This is a genomic window from Sideroxydans sp. CL21 (genome assembly GCF_902459525.1).
Taxonomy (GTDB): domain Bacteria; phylum Pseudomonadota; class Gammaproteobacteria; order Burkholderiales; family Gallionellaceae; genus Sideroxyarcus.
Genome location: NZ_LR699166.1, coordinates 3044580 through 3068381, shown reverse-complemented (window position 1 = coordinate 3068381; position 23802 = coordinate 3044580). Strand labels below are relative to the sequence as shown.

Below are 23802 nucleotides of genomic sequence, written 5' to 3'. Positions count from 1 at the left end.
CGGTCATGACAATCTCAGGCACAGACATCAGCAGCATGGCGATCGACAGCCAGAGTCTGAACAGGCTGAAATTGCAGGCGACGCAGGCTCCGGACCAGGCGCTGAAGGCGGCAGCCAAGCAATTCGAAGCGGTATTCCTGAACATGATGCTGAAAAGCATGCGTGATGCGACGCCGCAGGACGGTGTATTCGATAGCGAGCAGACCAAGATGTTCACCGGCATGCTCGACCAGCAATTGGCGCAAAGCATGTCGTCTCGCGGCGTGGGATTGGCGGAAGTCATGGTGAAACAACTCAGCCGCAACCACCAGGTCAGTCCCTCTGCTCCCGCCGCGGTTGCACCGGCCGCGATGCGCGCCGTGCCTTCAGCTTACAAGGCCGATGTCCAGCAATCCTTTATCGATAAATTAAGAGTGCCTGCCGAGCAGGCAAGCAGCAGTACCGGTATCCCGGCGCATCTCATACTGGGACAGGCTGCGCTGGAAAGCGGTTGGGGCAAGCGCGAGATAAAAATGGCGGATGGCAGCAACAGCTATAACCTTTTCGGCATCAAGGCGGGCAAGGATTGGAAGGGCAAGGTGGCGGAAGTGACCACCACCGAATATCACAACGGAGTGGCGAGCCAACAAGTGCAGCGCTTTCGCGCATACGGCTCATATGCGGAGTCGTTTCAGGATTACGCAAAATTATTGAGCAATAACCCGCGCTATTCGGGAGTGACGGGGCAGGAAGATGCCAAGGTCTTTGCGCAGGGGCTGCAGCAAGCCGGATATGCGACCGACCCGCATTACGCGGACAAGCTGGTCGGCGTGATCGGCAGCGTCAGCACCCGCGTCTAAAGTTTTCAATTAATGTGCCGATAACCAGACTGTAGAGTTGACTAACGGCAGAAGGATCTTGCGATATGGCTATTTTCGGTATTTCAGTGAGCGCGCTCAATGCGGCCCAAGCAGGCCTTGCGACGACCTCGAATAACATCGCCAATGCCAACACGCCCGGCTATTCACGGGAACAGATCGTCCAGACGCAGATGTTGCCGCAGAACACGGGCTCGGGGTTCATCGGACAGGGTGTCAGCGTGGCGACAGTGCAGAGACAATATGACCAGTTCCTGAGTGCACAAGTACTTGCAGCGCAGACGCAATCGTCCAATCTGAATACACAGCTGGGCCTGTCGCAGCAGGTAAGCAATCTGCTGGGTGATTCCAGCGGCGGTTTGACTCCCACGCTGCAGGATTTCTTCACCGCGGTGAACGGCGTCTCCAATGCGCCCCAGTCCGTGCCCGCACGACAGGCCATGATCGGCAGCGCGCAAACGCTGGTGAGCCGTTTCCAGTCCCTGAGCCAGAACCTGAACCAGATTCGGGACGGTCTCAACAGCCAGATCTCGAACAGCGTGACACAGATCAATAGCTATGCGAACCAGATTGCCACACTGAACGAGCAGATTGTCCAGGCGCAGGCCAACAATCCGAACCAGCAGCCGAATGCACTGCTGGATCAACGCGACCAGTTGGTCAATCAGCTCAGTCAGCAAATACGCGTTTCAACTATCAAGCAGAGCGACGGTTCGATGAACGTCTATATCGGCAACGGTCAATCGCTGGTTCTGGGTAACCAGACCACGACGCTGCAAGCGATCGCTTCTCCCACCGACCCGACGGCGCTGCAAGTCGCCTATGCGAACAATGGCACCGTGATTCCGATCCAGCAAAGTTCGCTGCAGGGCGGCACCCTGGGGGGATACCTCAGTTTCCGCCAGACCGTGCTCGATCCGGCAGTCAATGCGCTTGGCCGTATTGCAATGGGTTTTGCCGATACCTTCAATCAGCAACAGCAAAAAGGAACGGATCTGAACGGCGCGCTCGGCGCAAGCATGTTTACTTCGGCAGTACCGCGCGTGACGCCTTCCTCTTCCAACGTTGGCAACGGTGTACTCGCGGCGACCGTCAACAGTACCTCGGCGCTGACAGGGCACGATTACAGCGTGCAGTTCGATGGTACGAACTATACCGTCTACGATACGACCACCAATGCCGCGCAGTCTTTCACTCCGGCACAGTTGGCCGCAGGACAAACGCTCCCAGGTACCGGCATCACACTGCAATTGACGGCGGGTTCGGTGGCGAACGTTGCGGGCGATTCGTTCCTTGTACGACCCACGGCGGACGGTGCAGGCAATATTGCACTCAACATCACCGACCCGACCAAGATCGCCGCATCAGCTTCCATCGCTTCCAATGCGCCGACTACCAACCTGGGAACCGGCACCATTGCGCCAGCCAGCGTGGCCGCGACTACCCCGCTGCCATTGAATGCGGTTCCGCTGCAGGACAATGTGACGATTACCTTTATCGATGCAACTCACTTTACTGTCACTGACAATACTGCGCCGTCAACGCTAGTTGGTGCACCGGGAACGCTGTATAACCCGGCTGTTGGAGCGACGTTGTCGTTTAATGGTTGGACGACGCAAATTAGCGGCGCACCTTCTGCCGGGGACACGTTTTCCGTGACTCAGAACACCAACGCCACTGCCGACGGCAGCAACATGCTGAAAATGGCAGCATTGCAGACAACCAATACGCTGGTGAACGGGACGACCAGCTACCAGGGTGCTTATGCACAGTTGATCGCCCAGGTGGGCACACAGACGAACCAGTTGACTACCACCAGCCAGGCGCAGACCAGCCTGTTGACCCAGGTGACCAACTCGCAGCAGGCTGTTTCCGGTGTCAACCTGGATGAAGAAGCGGCCAATCTGCTGCGTTATCAGCAAGCCTACCAGGCAGCGGGCAAGGCGATGCAGATCGCCAATACCATGTTCGACACCATTCTGAATCTGAAGTAGGAGTAGATCATGCGCATCAGTACTGCCACCATCTATAGCTCGAACGTATCCAACATGAACAATCTCGAGGCGCAGATTGCTCAGACCCAACAGCAGATTTCGACCGGGAACCGTATCCAGTCGCCGGCCGATGATCCTACCGGTGCGGCGCGCATCATCGAGCTCAATCAGGCCAATTCGGTAAACACCCAATATGGCACCAACAATACTGCCGCGCAAAACACCCTTTCATTATCCGAGAACGTTCTGCAAAGCGTGACGACGCTGCTGCAGAGCGTGAAGTCGACTGCGGTGAATGCGGCGAACGGTGTGCTGACCACCTCCGACCGCCAATCATTGGCGACCAGCTTGCAGGGCCAGTTGCAGGAATTGCTGGGGCTGGCAAACAGCACGGACGGCACCGGAAATTACCTTTTTTCGGGTTCAAAAGGCAACACACAGCCCTTTGTGAATACCCCCGCCGGCATCGCTTACCAGGGCGACAGTTTGCAGCGCAACATACAGGTAAGCCCGACAAGACAGATCGCAAGCACCGACGTGGGCACGGATATCTTCATGAAGGTGAGAAACGGGAATGGAACATTCACCGCCTCTTCAGGCTTGACCCTGGGTATCAGCGCAAACATAGCCGTGGGGGCAACGTCGGTGACGGTGGCCAACACCGGTGCTCTGGTGCCGGGCATGCCGATCACCGGGGGCGGGTTCCCGGCCGGAACAACGGTCGCCAGCATCACAGATGCAACGCACTTCGTTGCTTCCAATCCGGCAACAACAGCCACGGCCGCGGGGCAGACCATCCAGTTTGCCAATACAGGCACGGGGACAGGCATCATCAGCACCGGTGCGGTGATCAATCCTGCTTTATACAACAATAACACTTACCAGCTGTCATTCAGCGTAGTCGCCGGAGTGACTACCTATTCCGTGACCGATGTGACCAACCCTGCCGCTCCCGTCGCTGTTGCCGGTCAAACCAACGTCGCTTACACCAGCGGCAACGCCATCAATTTCAACGGCATTCAGGTGCAAATCAACGGAGCGCCTGCGAATGGCGATGTGTTCAGTGTCTCGCCTAGCGCCAATCAGGGTATCTTCGCTACCTTATCCAACCTGATCAATACCCTGAAATCGCCGGCAGCGCCGGGCGGTACTTCTTTCAATCAAAGTGTGAACGATGCATTGGGGAACATCGATCAGGGTTTGAATAATATCCTGACCGTACGCGCTTCGATGGGGTCCCGCCTGAACGAACTGACTGCCCTGCAAAACACAGTCAGCCAGCAGGGCCTGCAATACCAGCAAACGCTGACGTCCATCCAGGGTACGGACTACAACAAGGCCATCAGCGATCTGACACAGCAGCACACGGCGCTACAGGCAGCGCAACAATCGTTTGCTTCTATATCCAAGTTGTCGCTGTTCAACTACCTGTAAATTCCTTCCGTTTTGATGCGGAGTGCAAGGTTTCCCTTGCATCCCGTCATTCCCGGTGCCTGAATCCCGACTTTCTGGAATCGATTGTGGCTGACGACTGCATTGCTCTGTGCAGTTAGAATGCGCGAATGCGGAACCGGACAATGCAACCCCGGTTCTTCGGATCGCCATTAACCCGGACGCATCATCACGATCATGATAAACAAGGAACTCACGGAAGCCGAAGCGCTGTTCTTCCAGGGCACCCGCTGCATGGAAGCCGGCGATGCTGCCGGTGCTGAAGCCTGCTTCAGGCAAGCTGTGCAAATCGTGCCGGACTTTGCCGAGGCCCATGCCAACCTCGGCCTGATGCTGGACAAAAAGCTTGATACAGATGCCGCCGAGATCTGTTACCGGCGATCCATTGAGCTTAACCCGAGCTATTCGCAAACTCATTTGAATCTTGGCGTGCTCTGCGCCGGCAAGAAGCGGTTCGCCGAAGCTGAACAAGCCTATGAGCAAGCAATTGCACTTGACCCGGGGTCTCCGGTGGGCTGGTCTAATCTTGGAGTTCTGTATGCCTGCATGAAACGGGAAGCAGAGGCGGAGCGATGCTATCGCAGGGCACTGTCTTTGAATGATTCCTATAGAACGGCCCGCTTCAACTTCAGCTATCTGTTATTGCGCCAAGGCCGTTTTGAAGAAGGCTGGGAGTGTCTGGAGGCGCGCAACTGGTACACCGCACTGGCTGCCCGACTTGATTGCCCGCGCTGGCAGGGCGAAGCAGTCGTCGGCAAATCCATCCTGGTCGTCTATGAGGCAGGTCACGGGGATGTGATCCAGTTTTGCCGTTATGCGGATGTTCTGAAGGAGCAAGGTGCAGCATCGATCACCATGATCTGCCACCCACCCTTGAAAGCATTGCTGGAAGAAATGGAAAGCGTGAATAGCGTTATTTCCTTCGACGAGAAGATGTCCGCATCAGGTTGGAATTTTTGGACGCCGCTTCTGAGTATTCCATACCGCTGCAAAACCAATATCGATTCCATTCCGGCCAAGATTCCCTATCTGGCAGCGCCGCGTAACCTGGTCGAAAAGTGGGCAGCACTGTTACCAAAAAATGGAATTCGCATCGGTTTGGTGTGGAAGGGCAGTACTCAATTCGAGAATGATGCAGACCGTTCGCTACCATCGCTTGATGTGCTGGCCCCTTTGGGATCGGTAGCCGATGTGAGCTTTATCAGCCTGCAGAAAGGCGCCGGCGAAGATGAAGCGATGCAGCCACCCGATGGATTGCATCTGAGCCATATCGGCTCGCAGCTAACTGACTTTGCCGATACGGCGGCTGCTGTGATGAATCTCGATCTGGTCATCTGCGTAGACACTGCGGTCGCTCATCTGGCGGGAGCGCTCGGGAAGCCGTGCTGGGTCTTGCTGCCGTACTACAAGACAGACTGGCGCTGGTTGACGGATCGCGAGGATACGCCGTGGTACCCCGGCGTCATGCGCCTCTTTCGCCAGCCAGCGATGGGCGACTGGGGCTCAGTCGTTGCCGAGGTGGTCGCCGCGTTGGAGCAATGGAAAAGGACAGGATGCGTATCATTCGGCGAGCGTGGGGTATAACTTTACCGCGACGAATAGCAGTCCGCAGAATACAGCAAGCAACACCGCAAAATCCACGGCGTAACCATGAATGCTTTCCCCTCCCGTGATCATGAGCCCGCGCAGCGCGTCGATCAGATAAGTCAGCGGATTGACCTGCGCGATGAAGCGCAACCAGCCCGGCATGATCTCCAGCGGATAGATCGCATTGCTCGCGAAGAACATGGGCATGGTCAGGAGCTGGCCTATCCCCATGAAGCGTTCGCGCGTCTTGACGATGCAGGCGATGACGAGCGAGAACGTGGCAAAGATCCCGGAGCCCAGCATCACGCTGACCAGTACCGCGAAGATCGCGAACGGATCCAGCCTGAGCGAAACATGCATCACGAATGCGATGAGATAAATCACAACTGCCTGCAGGATGCCGCGGAACCCGGCGGCGACCGCCTTGCCGAATACCAGCGAAATGCGCAGTGCGGGGCTGACCAGAAGTTTATGAACCACGCCAAGGTCGCGTTCCCAGATGATCGCGATGCCATAGAATATCGCGCTGAACAGAACGCTCTGCGCGAGTATTCCCGGCGTGATGAAGGCAAGGTAACTTAGCTGTCCGGTCTGGATGCCGCGAACCTGGGCGAGTACCTGCCCGAATACCACCAGCCACAGCAAGGGCTGTACCGCGCGCGAAATGATCTCGGTCGGGTCGCGGATCAGTTTGATCAGCTCGACTTGCACGATGGCGGCGCTTTCCCTTATAAATCGTTTCATGGGTTTGCCTGTTAGCCGAGTCGATGGGCTGTTCTACGGTTCTGCACGATTTCGCGGAAAGTGCCGCTCTCCTGGATGGAGCCACCCGCGTAATGCACGAACACATCGTCCATGTTGGCGCCTTCCCCGAGACCGGTGCGCAACTCGGCAGGTTTGCCGATCACGCTGATTTTCCCTTTGTGCAGGATCGCGAGATTGTCGCAAAGCGCTTCCGCCTCTTCCATGTCGTGCGTGGTGATGAGTACCGTCATGCCGTGGTTGCGCCGGAGATCGATCAGGCGATCCCACACCGTGTGGCGCGCAACGGGATCGAGTCCGATCGTCGGCTCGTCCAGGAACAGGATTGCGGGGCGATGCAACATGGCCTGGGCAAGCTCCAGCCTGCGTATCATGCCACCGGAGTAGGTGCGTACCAGCTTGTGTGCCGAGTCGACAAGGCCCATGAACTCCAGCGCATTTCCAATCCGTTCTTTTCTCTCTGCTGTGGGTATGTCATAGAGCTTGGCCGACAGACGCAGATTCTCGTAGCCAGTCAGTGCGCCGTCGGCAGACAGGAGTTGTGATACATAGCCGATACGCCGCCTGACGTCTGCCGGGGACCGGATGATATCGAAACCGCCAACGTCAGCTGTTCCAGAGGTGGGTGATAACAAAGTTGTGAGCATCTTGATGACGGTGCTTTTCCCGGCGCCGTTCGCGCCGAGCAAGCCGAAAATCTGCCCGTAAGGAACACGCAGCGCGATGTGGTCCACTGCCGTCAGGCTACCGAACTGACGTGTCAGTTCGGATGTGGCTATCGCGAATCTGTCGGGCATATCGGTGCTCATATATGTATATTATGCGCTCCTATATCCAAGCCAGACAATTTCCGATGACCAAGCAACTCTTGCCGGACCCTTCCGGTATCACCAATGCGATATTCAGCAACAACGCGGGCCGCGACCCCGAGCGGCTCGCCATGAAATACGCCAAGATGGCGCAGAGCCCGTTCATCTTTCTGCGCGGTGCGTGTCACCTGTTTTACGACTCCCTGCCGGATTCGTCCCTTTTCCGAGACGCCCCTCTGGCCTGGTGTTGCGGGGATCTGCATTTCGAGAATTTCGGCAGTTACAAGGGCGACAACCGGCTGGTCTATTTTGACATCAACGACTACGACGAAGCTGCGCTGGCGCCTGCCACCTGGGACATGGCCAGGCTGCTGACCAGCATCCAGTGTGGCGCCGAAGCGCTTAAAGCAACCCAGGCCGAGGCTTTGGCGGTCAGCCGAAGCTGCCTGGACGCTTACCGCAGTGCTCTCATCAACGGCAAGCCGCTGTGGGTGGAGCAGGAAACATCCATCGGTCTTGTGAATGCACTACTGACGAACTTGCAGAGTCGCGAAAGAGCCACGTTTCTCGACAAGCGCACGATCCGCAAGACTCATCGACGCAGCCTGATACTGGATGGTGTGAAGGCATTGCCGGCTTCCGATGCACAGAAAAAACTCGTTACCGAATTCATGGTTGGTTTTGCTTCCACACAACCCGATCCGAAGTTTTTTGAGGTACTCGACATTGGCCGCCGCATCGCCGGGACCGGCAGCCTGGGCGTGGAACGATTCGTGGTGCTGGTGGAAGGCAAGGGCTCTCCCGACGGCAACTACCTGCTCGATATCAAGGAAGCCAGGCCATCGGCGATGGTGCCGCATCTTGCACGACTTGGCATCAAACAGCCAAACTGGGCGGACGAGGCGAGCAGGGTAGTGACCGTACAGAACCGGATGCAGGCCGTCGATCACGCCCTCCTTCATGCGGTTAAGCTGGGCGGACTCCCTTGCATCCTGAAAGGACTGCAACCCTCGGAAGATCGGGTGTCCATCGGCGAGTGGGGCAAGAAACTGGATCGGCTCAAGGACGTGGTGGCAACCATGGGGCGTATCCTGGCCTGGGATCAATTGCGCGCTTCCGGACGATCCGGGGCGGCCACTGCCGATGAACTGATCGCGTTCGCGCAGAGAGGAGACTGGGTCACCGAGATGCTGGATAGCGCGACGCAAATGACGCAGACGACCCGGCAGCAGTGGCAAGCGTTCACTGAGGGGCAGAACAGTCGGCAGTCGCAGGAGCGGGCTCCATGAGCTTCGCTGATCTTGCAAAGAGGTATTGATGGCTGAGCAAAAGAGCTCCAATCCGATGTTCCAGGCGGCGCTACGCAAACATCTCGATGGCGATCTGCAGGCAGCAGAGCACATGTATCGGGAGCTCATACAGGCCGACCCCGGCGACGCCCAGGCCAGGCACTATCTGGGATATCTGCTGCAACAATCCGGCCGATTGCAGGAAGCATTCGAGCAGCTGACGGCAGCCATTGCCATCGACGATCGCCATGCAGAGTGGCATTTCAATCTGGGCATCGTGCTTTCAAAACAGGGGCAGGTGACTGCGGCGATATATGCTTTTACCAGAGCCATCGCGATAGATCCGGATAAATATTTCTACCGGACCAACCTGGGGGCTGCGTTCGAATCGGATCAGGAATGGGTTCGTGCCGAGCAATGCTACCAGGCTGCGGTAAATATCGACCCGAACTGCCCGGATGCTTTCTATTTGCTGTCGGCCTTATATCTGAAGCAGGAGCGATTTGAGGAGGCGCGGCGTTGCAATTACCGCGGCATCGTGGCCGAACCGGCAGGCAGCAAACCGAAAATGGTATTGGGCCAAGCGTTGTATGAGCTGGGGCGGGTGGAGGAAGCGATTTCATTGTTTGAGAGCTGGCTGGCAGAGGAACCGGACAACCCCGTGGCAATGCATTTATTGGCCGCGTACAAGGGGCAGCAGGTGCCCGCGCGATGCAGCAACCAGTATGTCGAGCAGACATTCGACGCCTTTGCGAACAGCTTCGAGAACGTCCTGGGCAGGCTGAAATACTGCGGCCCGCAATTGGTGCAGGATCACCTCGCTACACTTGATCTGCCCGCTTCCAGCCTGAGCATCCTTGACCTGGGTTGCGGTACCGGCATGGTGGGTGAAGTCATGAAGCCCTACGCACGCGAGCTGGTGGGTGTCGATCTCAGCCAAGCCATGCTGAACCGGTCCGCTGCAAAGCAGGTGTACCGGCAACTGCACAAATCCGATATCACCGACTTCTTGCGGACGACTGGCGAGCATTACGATCTCATCGCCTGCATGGACACGTTCGTCTATCTGGGGCGGCTGGATGAAGTCCTTGCGCTGATCTGCCGGAAGCTGACGACTGGCGGGATGTTGCTCTTCAGTACCGAAAAGCTGCACGGGGCTACGGGGCCGGACTATCGATTGAACATCAGCGGCAGGTACAGCCATCACCCCGACTATCTGGCAACCTTGCTGGGCAATACAGGATTCAGGCTCCTACGCATGACCGATGTCCCGATCAGGAACGAGTCGGGCTGCCAGATCAAAGGCCAGTTCGTTTGCGCGAGCCGCGCGGAATAGCACGGGAAGCTATACCTGCGCGCGCAGCGCTCCAACAAATGATTCCAGTTCATTCGTTGCCAGATCGGACACTGCCCAATATTCCATGCCGTCCTTTGTCCAGCGAATCAGGTGATAGCCCTGGCGCTCTTGCATCTTTAAATCTGCAGTACCCGCTTTTCCCGGCCAGACATACACATTGATGGGGTGCTGATTGTGCCGGTAGACCAGCACGGCCACGGAGCGACCGTTGAGATAATCCAGCCGCCCTCCCACCAAAGGAAACCCGCTGGATGAAAGATCGAATACTGGCGGCGAAAAATCCAGCTTGCCGTTGAACCACGGCTTTACCGTGTGCTTGTCGGATGAAACCACATCCGACAGGTGATCGACCTGCAAAGAACGAACATGGCTGGAGATCAGTTCCTCGACCAACCTGTCCTGGCTCGAAGGTTGGTTCAGATACACGGCGCCACTCCAGGCCAATGCCAGCACTGTCACCAGCACTGCACCCGCGTTCATCCAGTTCAGATTCCATTCTATGGGTCTTGGGGTATCCGTGCGATGGCGCGGAAGGCTCATCGTGATGCGCTGAGCGAGGTGATCCGGAGCAGAAAAATAGGGGGCATGACTTTTCAGGCTTTCCCTCATGCTGCTCAGCGCCGAGAATTCGCTTTGGCACGCGGCACAACTGTCGAGGTGCTGTTCCAGCGCAAGCAGATCGGCGACACCAAGCTCCTGGTCGAGATAGGCCGGCAGCAGTTCCATGAATTTTTGATGATCCATCATGTATTCCATTTCTGCGTTGCAAGGATTTCAGCCAACTGCTTGCGTCCCCGCGTCAGACGCGACATCACTGTGCCTATCGGTATTCCGGTGATCCCGGCGATCTGCTTGTATGACATGTCTTCCAGTTCGCGCAAGACCATCACTTCGCGAAACTCCACCGATAATGTTTCCAAGGCCAGTTGCATCTGCCGCTGGCAATCTTTCTGCATGAGCAGGGTCTCGGGGTTGTCGTCGACATGATTTGCAGCGCCGGAGTCGGTGTTCCCGATGCTGTGCAACTCTTCCTCGAACTGGGTGGTCTGGCCTTCAGCCCTATTCTGCCGATACCAGGTGTAAAAAGTATTGCGCACTATACCCAGCAACCATGCGCGCCCATCCTCGCCATGGAAGCCGTCAAAGAATTTATACGCCCGCAAATAGGCCTCCTGCACGATCTCTTCCGCATCCTGGTTGCTGCGCGTAAGCCAGCGCGCCAGATTGAATGCCGAATCCAGATGCGGCAACACCATCACCTGAAAACGCTGTTCTTTTGTTTTTATCGGGGAGTCCATCCTGCGGTTCCGTATTCTCTATCGTCATACCGGTTATGGAAGGGCTTTATTCCCGCCCATTACATCTTGGGCCGCGATAATTTGCAAATACGGCAGGATCAGATCATGGGTCTACCCGAATTGGATTGAGGATCGGATCGATGCGCCCTGAATCAGCGACGGAAAGAGCTGGGTTGTTCGATCGCCGTCACTTTCGATAGGTGGGCGAAGAATCGGACGCATCGATGCGAGGGTTTTCCTGCAAGATATGGAACCGGATCTGGACGGCGTCGTCCAGCGTCGAGGTGTCTGCCCACTCACCCTGTCCCACTTTGATCGATGTTCGCGAGACTGTGAATGAGCCATCGAACCAGCGGCCTTGAGGAGTGGCAGTCGTGACGAAAGCGACCGGCACCATGACGGTATGACCCTTGAGCGTAAAGGCGCCCTTGGCGATGTAGTGTCCCGCGTCCTTGACATGAAATTCGGAAGCCTCGAAGGTTGCCTGGGGGAAGGTATTGGCATCGAAGAAATCGGCGCTCCTGATCAAATCGTTCGCGGCCGGGGTGCCAGTGTTGACTGACCGAACGTCGACGCTGACCAGGACCATCCCGACGTCCGGATGTGCTGGATCGAATTTCACGTTCGCCACAAAATCATTGAACGTACCCTGCAGGGCGGTTCCTTCCTGCGAGGCCAGGAAGCTGATTTCACTCTGCGGTGCAGCGGCGCCGGCGCTCAGGGCGACGGCGCCCAGCGCGACGACGATTGCGCGGAGCAGATTTCGCAATATGTTCTTCATGTTATCCATCTCCATTTTCGAACTCTCCGGTTGACTCGCGGGAATACGGGCACATTTTCGTCAAGCCCCGCATTGGCCGATTGCGCAGCACTGCCGGACATCTAGCCGACTGTATGCTCGCGCTCCTCGATCGAACGTGCGCTGCCCCTGGCTTCGATCTCGCGCCAGCCGAGTCCGCGATAAGGTTGCGCGGCGTCCCATGGCAAGGGAAGGTGATCGGGTCCGGATCCGGGTGCCGGCAGGGGAAATATCAGCGACCTCGCCGCGTAATGTGGGATGTGCCCCGTCATGTGCTGATTCTCCTGGTGGATATGGCCGTAAAAGACGGTGACGCGCGGATAGGCCTGCAATATTTCCAGTGCCTTCGCGCCGTCGCGCGTCGTCCACCCCCATTGCGGCTGCAAGTCGAACAAAGGGCGATGAGTCAGCACCACGATGGGAACATCCTTTGATCGTGCATCCAGGTCTTTCTCCAGCCAGGAGATCTGTTCGTCTCCCAGCGATCCGGTAGGGTCGGAGACGTTATCCAGGGCGACGAAATGGACACCCTTGTGATCGAAGGAATAATGGGTCTCCCCGAAGAATTCCCGGAAGGCATCGCCGTGGTCCGCCGACGCGTCATGCTCGCCCGGCAGGAAGCGGATGTTGCGGACACGAAGAGCGCCGACCTGCTCGCGAAATTCCGCCATGCGTTCGCGGCGCACCTTGGTATCGAGCGTGAGCTGCGTCAGGTCGCCGGTGAAGACAATGAAATCCGGGTCGACCGGCAACGCATTCACCGCAGCGATCGCCTTGGGCAGCGTGCCACGCGCATCGGAATTGGCGGGGCCGCTGTAACCCCAATGTGTGTCGGACAACTGCACAAAGAAGAAATCCGATTCGGCAGACTTGCCCGCGCCTGTCGAGGAGCAGGCTGCCAACCCGATACCCGATGCATAGATGGCCCCGCCGTAACAGGCCAGTTGAAGAAACTTCCTTCTGTTCATATCCGTTTCGTTCGTGCTCATGGTTGCCTCCGTTTGAATTAATGACTCCCCCGTATGCGCGATGCCTTGAGGTGACGGTGCGATGCCGATATAACGTCCGCCATGCCTGCAATACCGTTGCGCTGGGTGACTTATTCCCGGAGAACGATCAGACCCTGCAGGAAATATTTTTCTTCAGAGCGGGAATATTCAGGAGCGTCCGACGGTAAGCTGCGCGATCCGGCAGCTTTTAAAGCTTGGCGCCGAAGCAGGGGCATTGGGGAATGATGGCAGCAGATGTCCTTTCCGCATTGTGAAAAGCCCGCAAAGCCCGCGTTGCCAGAGTTACTTTCAAGGTGAGTCGATATTGGTGCAGAATGCGGGCATGCGAATTTCAGCGCATGAAGTCATGCGATGTCAGTCAAACCAAATTACGCGATGCAACTGATCGAACGACTGGAAAGAACATGAGCGTAAACCGGACACGCCGGAATTTCCTGAAGACAGCCAGCCTCTCGTTTGTCCTCGTGCCGCTCGTTGTATTCAGTCGTCACGCTGGTGCAACTGTGAATTCCGATATGCGCGCCCAATTGAAATACCAGAATTCCCCAAAGGACAACATGAACTGCACGACTTGCCTGGAATTCATCCCGGGAAAGACAGACAAGGCTATGGGCAGGTGCAAGGTGATTCCGGAAGACGATGAAATATCACCCGATGGCTACTGCACGAAGTGGAACACCATGTGAATGGGCGTTCGCTTGGCGGCATGCTCAAGTCAATATAAAACGCAATTTCTCTCCAGAGTGACCAAAAATTTTCAGCGATTACTTTGGCAGGGGTACTTCCTGACTTTCACGGCGGCTATGGAAGGGCCGAACTTGAATTTGCCGTGACCTGATGTCCGCAATGGACTTAACACGTTGAACCACGCAGCTCAAATAACAAGAGGAGATATCATGATCACACGACGCACGTTCCTGACCGCAACGACTGCAGTGACCGCCGGAGTTGCAATGGGAATCACCGGGCAAGCCGATGCTGGGCAAGAATCGCACATGAAGAAATTTTCGGGGCCGCACGAGATGCCGAAAGGCCTCACCTTGTTGTCGATCGCCAATGCCGACGGTACCGAGACGCTGGGCATCAAGACCGCCAGTGCCGTTATCGATGTACGGAAGGCATCTCATCTGCTCGGCATTTCGGCGCCGATGACGATGGAGGAACTGCTGCGAGAAGGGAATGCCGCCGGACTTACCAAAATCGCTGCCAACAGCGGCAATGCCAAAATCAAGCCGGCCCTGCTCGACGAGGCCAATATCACCCATGGGCGACTTTTCACCAACCCCGGAAAGATCGTTTGCGTCGGCCTCAATTACAAACGCCATGCGAAGGAGATCGGCATGCAGGAGCCGCGCGTCCCTCCGCTATTCAATAAATTCAACAATGCTTTGGCCGCCCACAATTGCACGATCGATTTGCCTCCCAGGGATATTTCCTACAAATTCGATTATGAGACGGAGATGCTGATCGTCATCGGCAAGTCTGCTCGCAATGTTCCGGAAGCCGATGCCCTGAACTATGTCGCCGGGTATTGCACGGCAAACGATTTTTCCGCGCGCGATCTGCAACTGGAACTGCCAAGCAGCCAATGGATGATAGGCAAGACACTCGACAAGTTCGCACCGATAGGGCCATATTTCGTTTCGGCCGATCTGGTCGGCGACCCGAACAATCTGAAGCTGGAAACGCGCGTCAATGGCGAGGTACGCCAGTCCTGGAACACCAATGACTTCATCTTCAATACCCAGCAAATGATCGCCTACATCTCGAAACACTGGACGCTGGAACCGGGCGACATCATCTTTACCGGCACACCGCACGGCGTGATTCTGGGTTATCCAAAGGACAAGCAGGTCTGGCTCAAGGCCGGCGACGAGATCGTCAGCTCAATCGAGAAGCTGGGTGAACTGAAGTTCAAGCTTGCATAAGGTGGCAAGGAAGGGCGCTGCGATGGATGGATTCGGTATTCACCCTTTGCGTTGCCCGTTCGACGAGGCTTTGGAGGTGGTTGACAGGTTCAGACCGGTGTTCCGGGGAATCAGGAGATTTCCTCAGTCGGTGTGAATCAATGAGTCATGGTTTGACCTGACAACCTGTGCGCCGGCAAAGATGTGCTCTGCATAACCCCTGTCACTTCCAAGTATGTGCGAAGTCAGCCAGCCTCGCAGAAACTGCACCATCTCGACTTCGGCAGACTTCTTCAGCGAATGCCTTTCTATGTTCGCCATTCTGATAAAGAAGTGCTGGTGCTCCTTTTTATGCGCCTCTGCTTCGGGATAGCCGAACATATGCATGATCGCCTCCTCGAAGGTGAAATGCATTCTCGCCAACTGGTTCAGTTCGAGTATGGCGTAGTGCGTATTGGACCAGCCCTCACCCAGTTTTATTGATTCTTCCACGGTGGTGAAGCTGCGCAGCAGAAGTTTGTGCTGGTCGTCTATCTCGAGTATCCCGACCGAATACTCATTTTTCCATTCCATGACGCATGAACTCCAATTCTTGGAAATCAAATTGACCCGGGTTGAAAAACCGCCGGCGCTCCACGTAAACGTTCAACCCGGTCAGGCAGGCGTGGTGTCGGGAAGATCGCGATTCGTTTTCCGACAAAACCGGATCGATGTCTGATTGTACTGATGGGGTGGAAAAGGAACTGCAGATGAAAATAATTTAATAAAGCGTACATGTATTCGAAACAAATTAAAACTCCAGTCCTGCCGCGCTGCTTCTCGGAGGCTTTCGCTTTTGCGAGCACCGCTGTGTCCGCGGGCGAATCGCGGAAGATATGGCGATTCCGATCGGATACGTTCAGTTGCTGAAAACAGGCAATTTCGGGAGTTGCGGCCATTCGACCGCATCGAGCATGTTTTTGACGATCAACCCGAGTTCGGTATCGCCTTCGATCGACAATTCACGGTTGAAGAAAAGTGTGTCGGGATCTTCCTGGCGGGCCAGCAGTTGCATGAAAGCGGAGAGGTTTGCACGGAAGGAAAGATCCGGTGTGAGCGGAGCCGAAAACAGAGGACGGAACAGGCCTGCATGATAGGTAAAACAGGCGCGTCCGCCGGTATCCAGCACCTCGACAAGGAAGCTGCGGCCTTCCAGTAATTCCAGGCTATCCATCGGCAGCAGATTCATCTTTGCTGCAGCATTCAGTCCTGCAGTCAGCGTCATTGCATGCGGCCATTGCGGCAGGTGAACGCCGATGCGCGCAACCAGCGCGGGCAACTTGAATTTCGGGATATTGAAACGCTGGCTCATGTTTAAGCTCCTTGCAGTTCGTGAATTTTACTTTGATGGCGCTGTACGATGCCGGCTTCGCCAAACCAGTATCCGTCAACCATACCGTCAGTGTTCCAGTCGCTGGTATCCGGACAGGACGTTTTTCCGTGTCTTGCCGCGTCGAACGCGGCGACGATAGCGGATGTATGTTGCGGTTGAGGGCTGATACGAACGATGTCGATCCCCATCTTCAGCATGTCCGGCATCTGGTCGAGTAAATTGTAACTTTGCGCCGACATGGTCTGGATGCCGTTGATGGTCAGGAACGGCTGGCCTTCGCGCGTTTTCAGTATTATCCCTTCCGGGTGCTCCATGCATTTGAACTGGCAATCGTCTTTGTTCAGGTCGTGATGGCGGGCGGTGAAACAGCGGGCCGAAAATGCCAGCGCCAGTTTGCCGAAGGCGAAGACCTCGGTCTCGACTCCCGTCGGCCGGCTGACGTGCAGCGTTTCAATCAGCTTGCGGTCTGCCTCCAGCGGAGGCACCCAGCGCTGCATGCCATAACGCGCATAAGTTTTTAGCGTACTTTCGTTGTAGATGTTCAGGTGCGGGCCTGCGACGAAAGGACGGCCCGCAGCGATGTTCACTGCGCCCAGATCGTTGGCTTCGACCTTGCAGTTGGCTTCGTCCATCAGTCGGCGCAATGCCTTCAGGTCGCTCTCCGATTCGAGCAGGGCCTGTGCCGAGACGACGACCTCCTTGCCGGCGTCGGAGAGTTCGCGTGCCAGTGCGATCCAGTCGGCAACTCGCAATTGCTGGCGACGCGAGCAGACCACCTCGCCGACGTAGATGATGTCGATGGCCGGGTTCTGCGCCATCTCGGCGTAGAAATCGAGCACGGCCTGTTTCGGCCAGAAGTAGAGCAGGGGACCCAGGGCAAGTTTCATCGATTTACCTCCAAGGGCGGCTGTACGCGCCGAGGGTGGCCTGACTGCCTTCCGAAACTTTGGCCAGTTCGGCCTGCCAGGCTTGCTTTACCTGGTAGCGCTTGCCTTCGCTGGCAAGCGTATCAAGCGCTGCGCGCATGTTTTTTGTGACTTGCGCGACATAGGTCGGGCTGCGCTGGCGCCCTTCGACTTTGATCGCTGCAACGCCGATTTCGGCGATCTCCGGCAGGATCTCCAGCACGTTGAGGCTGGTCGGTTCTTCCAGCGCGTAGTAGGTCGCGCCGTTCACCTCGAAGCGTCCCTTGCACAGCGTGGGGTAGCCAGCCGGTTCGTTGTCGCCGAAACGGTCGATCAGAATGCCGTTCAATCGTGTCGACATCATGCCCGGCGATTTTTCCCATTTGACATATTTGGCCGGTGAACATGCGCCGACCGTGTTTGGAGATTCGCCGGTGGCGTAGGAAGAGAGCCAGCAGCGTCCTTCGTTCATCACGCACAGGCTGCCGAAACCGAAGACCTCGATCTCGACTGTAGTGTTCCTGATCACGTTCTCGACTTGCGCCAGCGTTAGCACACGCGGCAGCACCGCACGGCGCACACCGAATTCGCGCTGCGCAAAATTCACCGCTTCGTAGCTGGTTGCCGACCCCTGTACCGAGAGATGCAGACGCAGACCGGGATGGCGTCTGGCGGCGTAGTCGAGCAGTCCGACGTCGGCAAGAATCACGGCATCGACGCCAAGTTCGGCGGCACCGTCGACGGCGCGCTGCCAATCGGCGTCGCGACCGGGCTGCGCGAAGGTATTGATGGCCAGAAGGACCTCGCGGCTGCGCGACTGCGCGTAGCGGATTCCTTCGCGCATGGCCTTGTCGTCGAAATTGAGGCCTGCGAAGTTGCGCGCGTTGGTGTCGTTCTTGTAGCCGAAATAGACGGCATCGGCACCGTTATCGACCGCCGCTTTCAGGGCAGGCAAACTGCCGGCGGGGCAAATGAGCTGGGGGATATTGTCGCGCAACATGTGGATTCTCTTGTGCAAGGGAATTCAGTATAGCCATGACCTCATTTGGTCTATTGATCATTGTCAATTTCCAGAGAGTCTAAAGGTGACTCAGGGTAATGGTTATAACTTGCTGATTAAAAAATAATGACACCTTGCCCCATACGGACACAGGAAGCCATCAATCTATAGTCAGTAGAAATGCACCGCATAAACATGATAGAACGCGCTGAAAAACATTAAATAGACCAGCGGGACATGGAATATGTGCCACCACGAGAACAATCGTTCGTAGGTACTGAATTGCGATGCATCCCGTACCGCGTTGAGATAGGAAACGATCATTTTCTGATAGTCCGGAACCCGCTGTTCCATGTTGGCGCGTTGCTCCGGACTGAAATTGTTTCCCACTGCCTCGTCGTGCATGACGAGGCTGATTTCCCGTGGCAGGGACCGGGACAGCTTCATCGTCTGGAAACCCACGGTAAAAAAATTCATGAACCCTGAGCCCGATTGTCGGGCGCAGGCGTCAACGCGCGTATGAAAATCCTCAAGTGTTTTCCCGATGCCCGGGGCGGCGTTTAACACAGCTTTCAAATCTTCCGAATTTTCCAGATCCGAACGCAATTCGCTGAGTGTGGACATGCGGCCATACAAGCCGTGGTGGATTTTTGTGTAAAAGAACCGGCCGAAAATGCCGCTACCTGCGACAAGCAGCATGCTGAACATGGCTACCGCTGCATTCGGGGAGCCGATAGGGTGAATGTAGGGAATGTAAACATGGTAAGTGGAATGGAAAATGATCGTGAGCGGACCCAGGATCCCCAGCAACATGTGCCACCTGAACCATTTCGGCAGCGCCCCCAATTTGCCGGCGAACCTGAGCCGTTTGCGCAGCGGGTAAAGCAAGAGCGTCAGCATCATCAGGCCGCCCGCCAACCCAAGGTTGTAACCCATGTCGAACAGCTTTGCACCGGGCTTGAAGAGCGTCTGGGGGTAAAGCACAAAATAACCCCCGACAATGACTATTCCCACGATACTGATGAACGCTAACCAGCGTGCCCGCTCCGATTGTGTATTGGTCTTCATCAATTTCCCCGGAAACTCAAGGAAGGTCTGATATACCCGATAACCTTTCAGTGTTGATCCGCGAAGCAATCAGCATCGCCAATGCCGTACGATATTTAAAATATGGAAATCGCCATTAATCCATATTCCGTATGCGGCTCTGACGGTTAAACACAGGCCATTCACAAGCGTGCAAACTGGACGTCACGATCCTGATCGTCAGTGCCTTGTTTTGTCCTGATGCATCACCCAATTGTTCTTGCCGCGCTGTTTTGCTTCATACATGGCGCGGTCTGCAAGCTGCAGCAAGACCTGGAGTGTTATCGCATCGTGAGGAAAACGCGCAACCCCCAGACTGCATCCGACCTTCGCAGTCGTACCATTGAAATCGAATGTCAGAGAGTGAACGGTTTGTACGATACGCTCCGCCAGCAACGCGATCTCGTCATTGCTGGCATTGACCAGCAATAGTGCGAACTCGTCGCCCCCGATCCGATACAGCACTTCGTTACGGCGTAACTGCAGAGTAAGCGTTTCAGCGACTTTCTTGAGCACGATATCGCCTGCCGCATGACCGTGCAGGTCATTGACCGGCTTGAAATTGTCGAGGTCGAACAGCAACAGGGCAAGCCGCGATCCATCACGCTCGGCTTGGGCAATGAGGCGAGGCAGATCCTGATCGTAGCGTTGACGGTTAAAAAGCAATGTCAGCGCATCATGTTCGGCACGCAGCTCTGCCATGTGCAGTGTCTTTCTTTCTTCCGTCACATCCTCGAAGAGCCAGAAACGCCCAAGATAACCGCTGCTCTCGGGAGCGATCACGATGTTTGAAATCAATCGGAGGTGGCGGCCATCTTTAAGCGCGATGTACTTCGGCTCGATCAGCTTGCGAGTTTCCAGGATTTCTGCAAGGGTCTTCAGGAAAGAATCCGCTTCGGCGGCGATCTGGCCCAGGCGCAACAGCATAGTATCGTTCTTCATGCCAACCAGCTCTTCATTCGGGCCAAGCAGGTACAACTGCCGGAACGCATTGTTGCAATACCGGATATGACTGCGATCGGCAAATATCACACCGACCGGAAGGGTGGCGAGCAGCGCGTCCAGCGTGGATTTTTCATTGTTTAGCGCGGCCAGGCTGGCTGCTTGCGTATTCCTGTTGCTTACCAGTGCCTGTGCCATTCCCTGGAAACTGGTAAGCAGTCGCGAGATTTCATCATTTCCGCGCACCGGTTCAGGAGTGGGGTAGTCGAGATTGCCATTGGCGATTTCCTGGGCGGCTCGGGACAGGTCGCCTAGCGGGTTGACCAGGCGGCGGATTTGCACAAAGAAAGGCAGCATGAATACCGCGAACCAGAACACGGCGAAAAAGGCGCTGTGCTGGATCAGGCTTTCTCGCGCCTGCGCAATGTCGTCGGTCCGTACGCCCATGCGCACTGTGCCCAACAGCCGATTCTCATGAACCACGGGGATGATTGTGTTGTAGCACCCGTCAAGACTGTTCGGGTCGAATTCGGTATCGCTCCGCGCATGTACTTCTCCGACTTTGTAAACAACCGTCCCGATATCGTCCTTCAACTGAAAATTGCACAGCGGCAGTTTGGTCTGGACTTCCTGCAACCTCGCCTGCAGTAGTGACAAATCCTTTTCAAACAGGGGATCGGCCAATACCCGGCTCAGCAAGTAATTGCTGCTGCGCAAATTGGCTTCTGCCTGGCGCACGAAATAGTCCTGAACCAGATAGACCTGGCTGGCTAAAATTGCCGTGAGACTGAGCGCAACAATGGCGGTCAAAGACAGAAACAGCTTTAACTGTATTGAACTGCGGGATGCATGCAGGAGATTTGAAAACATATCAGCCCTTTTCGGTTGCAGATTTCAATTATTCTGTTTTGCCAATTTTGGAATGTTTACTGATGCTCACATGCTGTCCTCAATCAATATGGGCAGATAACCCCAAATATTCACCGATACAACTTTACGCTTGTCACCTTGAGATTGAAATACACCGAAATATGTAGGGAATTGCCAATTAACATCCTTTTGGAAATGGGTATTTTGGCCAAATGAACTTGATTGCCGAGCGCATTCAGCTCAGTGCGCACCCAGTTGCTGCATGATGCGCGATATCGTGTCCAGCCCGGAACGGGTGAAATATTCCATTAGCGGTGCCAGGTAAGGAATTGTTAACATCAATGTGGCAAATCCAACCGCGAGGGTGATAGGGAAGCCGACCGCGAAGATGTTGAGCTGCGGGGCACTGCGGGTGAGGATGCCAAGCGCCAGATTGGCGATAAGCAGAGCGCCGATCAGCGGCAACGAGAATTGCAGCGCAAGGCTGAACAAGGAACCTCCCCATTCTGCCATGGTGCGGAAAGCTTGGGCTGAAGGGGGAATGCCGGCGCCAATCGGGAAATCACGAAAACTGTCGGCCAGAGCGGAAAGCATGTAAAGGTGCCCGTCTGCGGCGAGGAAGGCCAGCGCGGCAATAATGCCGAGGAATTGAGCGACCACGGGAGTAAAGGATGCATTCTGCGGGTCGTAAAAGCTGGCGAAGCCCAGGCCCATCTGCATGCCGGCAAGATCACCCGCCATCTCCACCGCGGCAAAAATGATCTGAATGGAAAACCCCATGATGACTCCGGCCACAATTTGCTCCACCAGCACGAACAAGCCCTGTGCCGAAACGGGATCCAGATCGGCAGGGATGCTGAGCGTCGGTGCGATGACAAAGGTGATCGCCAATCCAATCCCGATCTTGATGCGAACAGGAACCTCTTTGTTGCCAAAGATGGGAGAACTGGCAATGAAGGCGAGTATGCGGGACAGCGGGAAGATGAAAGCGGCCAGCCAGGTCGTGAGCTGAGCACTGGTAAAACTGATCACGTCAGCCGGCCAGGTAGGGAATGCTGCTGAACAACCGGATCATGTAATCGAGCAGGAGGCCGATTATCCACGGGCCGGACAGGATGAGCACGGCAAACATCCCGATCAACTTTGGAATGAATGACAATGTCATTTCGTTGATCTGCGTCGCGGCCTGAAAGATGCTGACGACCAGGCCGATGATGAGTGCAGTGAGCAGTAGCGGCGCAGAAACCATCAGCGTCAGTTCCATCGCCTGCTGCGCTATGGTCATTACCGATTCGGGTGTCATGGTTCTTTCCTCACGTATAGAAGCTCTGCACAAGCGAGCCGACCAGCAGGTTCCAGCCGTCCGCCAGTACGAACAGCATGATCTTGAACGGCAGGGAGATCACGGCGGGCGAAACCATCATCATACCCATCGACATCAGCACGCTGGCCACCACCATGTCGATGATGAGGAAAGGGATGAACACCACGAAACCGATCTGGAAGGCGGTCTTCAATTCGCTGATCACGTAGGCTGGAACCAGAATTTTAAGCGGCACATCCTCGGCACTTTCCAGAGGTTCGCTATTCGAGATGCGCACGAACAGTGCAAGATCCGTTTCGCGCGTCTGGCGCAACATAAAGGCTTTGAGCGGGGCACTGCCCTTTTCATAGGCTTGTTGCAGCGTGATTTTGTTCTCGCTGAAGGGCAAGTAGGCATCGTCGTAGATTTTGTCTAACACGGGCGACATCACGAAAAAAGTGAGGAACAGGGCCAGACCGACCAGTACCTGGTTGGGCGGCGACGAGGGGGTGCCGAGGGCGGAACGCAACAGCGACAATACGATGATGATGCGGGTGAAGCCGGTCATCATGAGCAGAATGGCCGGCAGGAAAGTGAGCGACGAGATCAGGATCAGCGTCTGCAGGCTGAGTGTGTAAGTTTGCCCGCCGCCCGCTGCGGGGGTGCTGGTCAGTGCCAGCATGCCGGTTTCGGCGGCGAACGCCGAAGCGCTTGTTGCAAACAGCAGGGCAGCGATTGCTATCCTTTTAACGGACATTGCGCTTCTCCATCATCTGTTTCAGCCAGACCTGGAACTTGCTGTCGTCTCCTGCGGGATTACCCGGCGCGGCGGACAAGGAACCTTTGGGCATCGTGTGCAGCGCGTTGACCTGGCCGGGAGCAACACCGACTACCAGCCAGGTATCGTTCACTTCAACCAGCACGATGCGTTCGCGCTGGCCGACCGCAACGCCGCTGATGACCCTGAGCGCATTGCCTGCACCCTGTTGAGGCAGGTTGATACGTTTCAGTATCCATCCGACCAGCACGACAGCCGCCAGCACCAGGAGCAGGCTCAGAACGACTTGCAGCACGCTGCCGGAAGACATCGCCGCGGCGGGCGGAGGTACATACACTGGACGCGCCGGGTCGGCGGCAAGGGCGAGCGGGGAGAAAACTGCCGACGTCAAAGCAGCAAGAATGCGAATTTGCATGATGGACATC

Annotated in this window: 24 protein-coding genes; 8 read left to right on the top strand and 16 right to left on the bottom strand. The window is 56.1% G+C overall.

What is annotated here, in order from left to right; genetic code table 11:
* Positions 1-5 precede the first annotated feature (5 nt).
* The 4 genes from flgJ (at position 6) to QOY30_RS14540 (ending at position 5887) form a co-directional block, all read left to right on the top strand.
* A complete protein-coding gene (gene flgJ / locus QOY30_RS14555; RefSeq protein ID WP_283745340.1) occupies positions 6-839 on the top strand; it encodes a flagellar assembly peptidoglycan hydrolase FlgJ in 834 nt (277 codons plus the stop codon).
* Between the two features lie 65 nt (positions 840-904).
* Positions 905-2851, top strand: coding sequence for a flagellar hook-associated protein FlgK (gene flgK / locus QOY30_RS14550; protein ID WP_283745339.1), 1947 nt, complete (start codon positions 905-907; stop codon positions 2849-2851).
* Between the two features lie 9 nt (positions 2852-2860).
* Positions 2861-4285: a flagellar hook-associated protein FlgL gene (gene flgL / locus QOY30_RS14545; RefSeq protein WP_283745338.1), complete on the top strand. Its 1425-nt coding sequence runs from the start codon at positions 2861-2863 to the stop codon at positions 4283-4285.
* Positions 4286-4480: 195 nt separating this feature from the next.
* Positions 4481-5887: a tetratricopeptide repeat-containing glycosyltransferase family protein gene (locus QOY30_RS14540; protein WP_283745337.1), complete on the top strand. Its 1407-nt coding sequence runs from the start codon at positions 4481-4483 to the stop codon at positions 5885-5887.
* On the opposite strand, the gene QOY30_RS14535 is transcribed toward QOY30_RS14540, so the two are convergent.
* Entirely contained in the window at positions 5864-6634 is a 771-nt protein-coding gene (locus tag QOY30_RS14535; protein WP_283745336.1) for an ABC transporter permease, read from the bottom strand. The two genes, QOY30_RS14540 and QOY30_RS14535, sit on opposite strands and share 24 nt — an antisense overlap.
* Before the next feature lie 11 nt (positions 6635-6645).
* Positions 6646-7449: an ATP-binding cassette domain-containing protein gene (locus tag QOY30_RS14530; protein ID WP_283745335.1), complete on the bottom strand. Its 804-nt coding sequence runs from the start codon at positions 7447-7449 to the stop codon at positions 6646-6648.
* A 56-nt stretch (positions 7450-7505) separates the two neighbouring features.
* Between QOY30_RS14530 and QOY30_RS14525 the strand changes: the two genes are divergently transcribed.
* Together QOY30_RS14525 and QOY30_RS14520 are read left to right on the top strand one after the other, a co-directional pair.
* Positions 7506-8750 (top strand): DUF2252 domain-containing protein, encoded by a 1245-nt coding sequence (locus QOY30_RS14525; RefSeq protein WP_283745334.1) that lies wholly within the window; start codon positions 7506-7508, stop codon positions 8748-8750.
* 28 nt (positions 8751-8778) lie between these two features.
* Positions 8779-10086, top strand: a complete 1308-nt coding sequence (locus QOY30_RS14520; protein ID WP_283745333.1) for a tetratricopeptide repeat protein — start codon at positions 8779-8781, stop codon at positions 10084-10086.
* A gap of 9 nt (positions 10087-10095) precedes the next feature.
* Here QOY30_RS14520 and QOY30_RS14515 read toward each other — a convergent pair whose 3' ends face one another.
* From QOY30_RS14515 to QOY30_RS14500, 4 genes are all read right to left on the bottom strand, one after another.
* Complete coding sequence (locus tag QOY30_RS14515) at positions 10096-10854, bottom strand: anti-sigma factor family protein (protein WP_283745332.1); 759 nt, start codon at positions 10852-10854, stop codon at positions 10096-10098.
* Positions 10851-11405, bottom strand: coding sequence for a sigma-70 family RNA polymerase sigma factor (locus tag QOY30_RS14510; RefSeq protein WP_283745331.1), 555 nt, complete (start codon positions 11403-11405; stop codon positions 10851-10853). The genes QOY30_RS14515 and QOY30_RS14510 overlap by 4 nt, the downstream gene beginning before the upstream one ends.
* 187 nt (positions 11406-11592) lie before the next feature.
* On the bottom strand, positions 11593-12186 hold the full coding sequence (locus QOY30_RS14505; protein ID WP_283745330.1) for a YceI family protein: 594 nt from the start codon (positions 12184-12186) through the stop codon (positions 11593-11595).
* 101 nt (positions 12187-12287) lie between these two features.
* Positions 12288-13193, bottom strand: coding sequence for a metallophosphoesterase family protein (locus QOY30_RS14500; protein WP_283745329.1), 906 nt, complete (start codon positions 13191-13193; stop codon positions 12288-12290).
* A gap of 425 nt (positions 13194-13618) precedes the next feature.
* Here QOY30_RS14500 and QOY30_RS14495 point away from each other — a divergent pair, with 425 nt between their 5' ends.
* The gene (locus QOY30_RS14495; protein ID WP_283745328.1) at positions 13619-13900 is read left to right on the top strand and encodes a high-potential iron-sulfur protein; all 282 of its coding nucleotides are present in this window, start codon (positions 13619-13621) and stop codon (positions 13898-13900) included.
* Between the two features lie 210 nt (positions 13901-14110).
* Positions 14111-15142, top strand: a complete 1032-nt coding sequence (locus tag QOY30_RS14490; RefSeq protein WP_283745327.1) for a fumarylacetoacetate hydrolase family protein — start codon at positions 14111-14113, stop codon at positions 15140-15142.
* A 123-nt stretch (positions 15143-15265) separates the two neighbouring features.
* Here the strand turns inward: QOY30_RS14490 and QOY30_RS14485 are convergent, their stop codons facing one another.
* The 10 genes from QOY30_RS14485 to fliO all read right to left on the bottom strand — a co-directional run bounded on the left by QOY30_RS14485 (position 15266) and on the right by fliO (position 23792).
* Positions 15266-15694: a bacteriohemerythrin gene (locus QOY30_RS14485; RefSeq protein ID WP_283745326.1), complete on the bottom strand. Its 429-nt coding sequence runs from the start codon at positions 15692-15694 to the stop codon at positions 15266-15268.
* A 325-nt stretch (positions 15695-16019) separates the two neighbouring features.
* The gene (gene ubiT, locus QOY30_RS14480) at positions 16020-16472 is read right to left on the bottom strand and encodes a ubiquinone anaerobic biosynthesis accessory factor UbiT (RefSeq protein ID WP_283745325.1); all 453 of its coding nucleotides are present in this window, start codon (positions 16470-16472) and stop codon (positions 16020-16022) included.
* Positions 16473-16474: 2 nt separating this feature from the next.
* Positions 16475-17380: a U32 family peptidase gene (locus QOY30_RS14475; protein WP_283745324.1), complete on the bottom strand. Its 906-nt coding sequence runs from the start codon at positions 17378-17380 to the stop codon at positions 16475-16477.
* A gap of 4 nt (positions 17381-17384) precedes the next feature.
* Entirely contained in the window at positions 17385-18398 is a 1014-nt protein-coding gene (ubiU, locus tag QOY30_RS14470) for a ubiquinone anaerobic biosynthesis protein UbiU (RefSeq protein ID WP_283745323.1), read from the bottom strand.
* Positions 18399-18569: 171 nt separating this feature from the next.
* Positions 18570-19466 (bottom strand): hypothetical protein, encoded by an 897-nt coding sequence (locus tag QOY30_RS14465; protein WP_283745322.1) that lies wholly within the window; start codon positions 19464-19466, stop codon positions 18570-18572.
* A 198-nt stretch (positions 19467-19664) separates the two neighbouring features.
* On the bottom strand, positions 19665-21296 hold the full coding sequence (locus tag QOY30_RS14460) for a sensor domain-containing diguanylate cyclase (protein WP_283745321.1): 1632 nt from the start codon (positions 21294-21296) through the stop codon (positions 19665-19667).
* A gap of 240 nt (positions 21297-21536) precedes the next feature.
* On the bottom strand, positions 21537-22328 hold the full coding sequence (gene fliR, locus QOY30_RS14455; protein ID WP_283745320.1) for a flagellar biosynthetic protein FliR: 792 nt from the start codon (positions 22326-22328) through the stop codon (positions 21537-21539).
* Between the two features lies 1 nt (position 22329).
* The gene (gene fliQ, locus QOY30_RS14450) at positions 22330-22599 is read right to left on the bottom strand and encodes a flagellar biosynthesis protein FliQ (RefSeq protein ID WP_283745319.1); all 270 of its coding nucleotides are present in this window, start codon (positions 22597-22599) and stop codon (positions 22330-22332) included.
* 10 nt (positions 22600-22609) lie between these two features.
* Positions 22610-23356, bottom strand: a complete 747-nt coding sequence (gene fliP / locus QOY30_RS14445; protein ID WP_283745318.1) for a flagellar type III secretion system pore protein FliP — start codon at positions 23354-23356, stop codon at positions 22610-22612.
* On the bottom strand, positions 23346-23792 hold the full coding sequence (fliO, locus tag QOY30_RS14440; protein WP_283745317.1) for a flagellar biosynthetic protein FliO: 447 nt from the start codon (positions 23790-23792) through the stop codon (positions 23346-23348). Before fliO ends, fliP begins: the two co-directional genes overlap by 11 nt.
* Between the last annotated feature and the right edge of the window lie 10 nt (positions 23793-23802).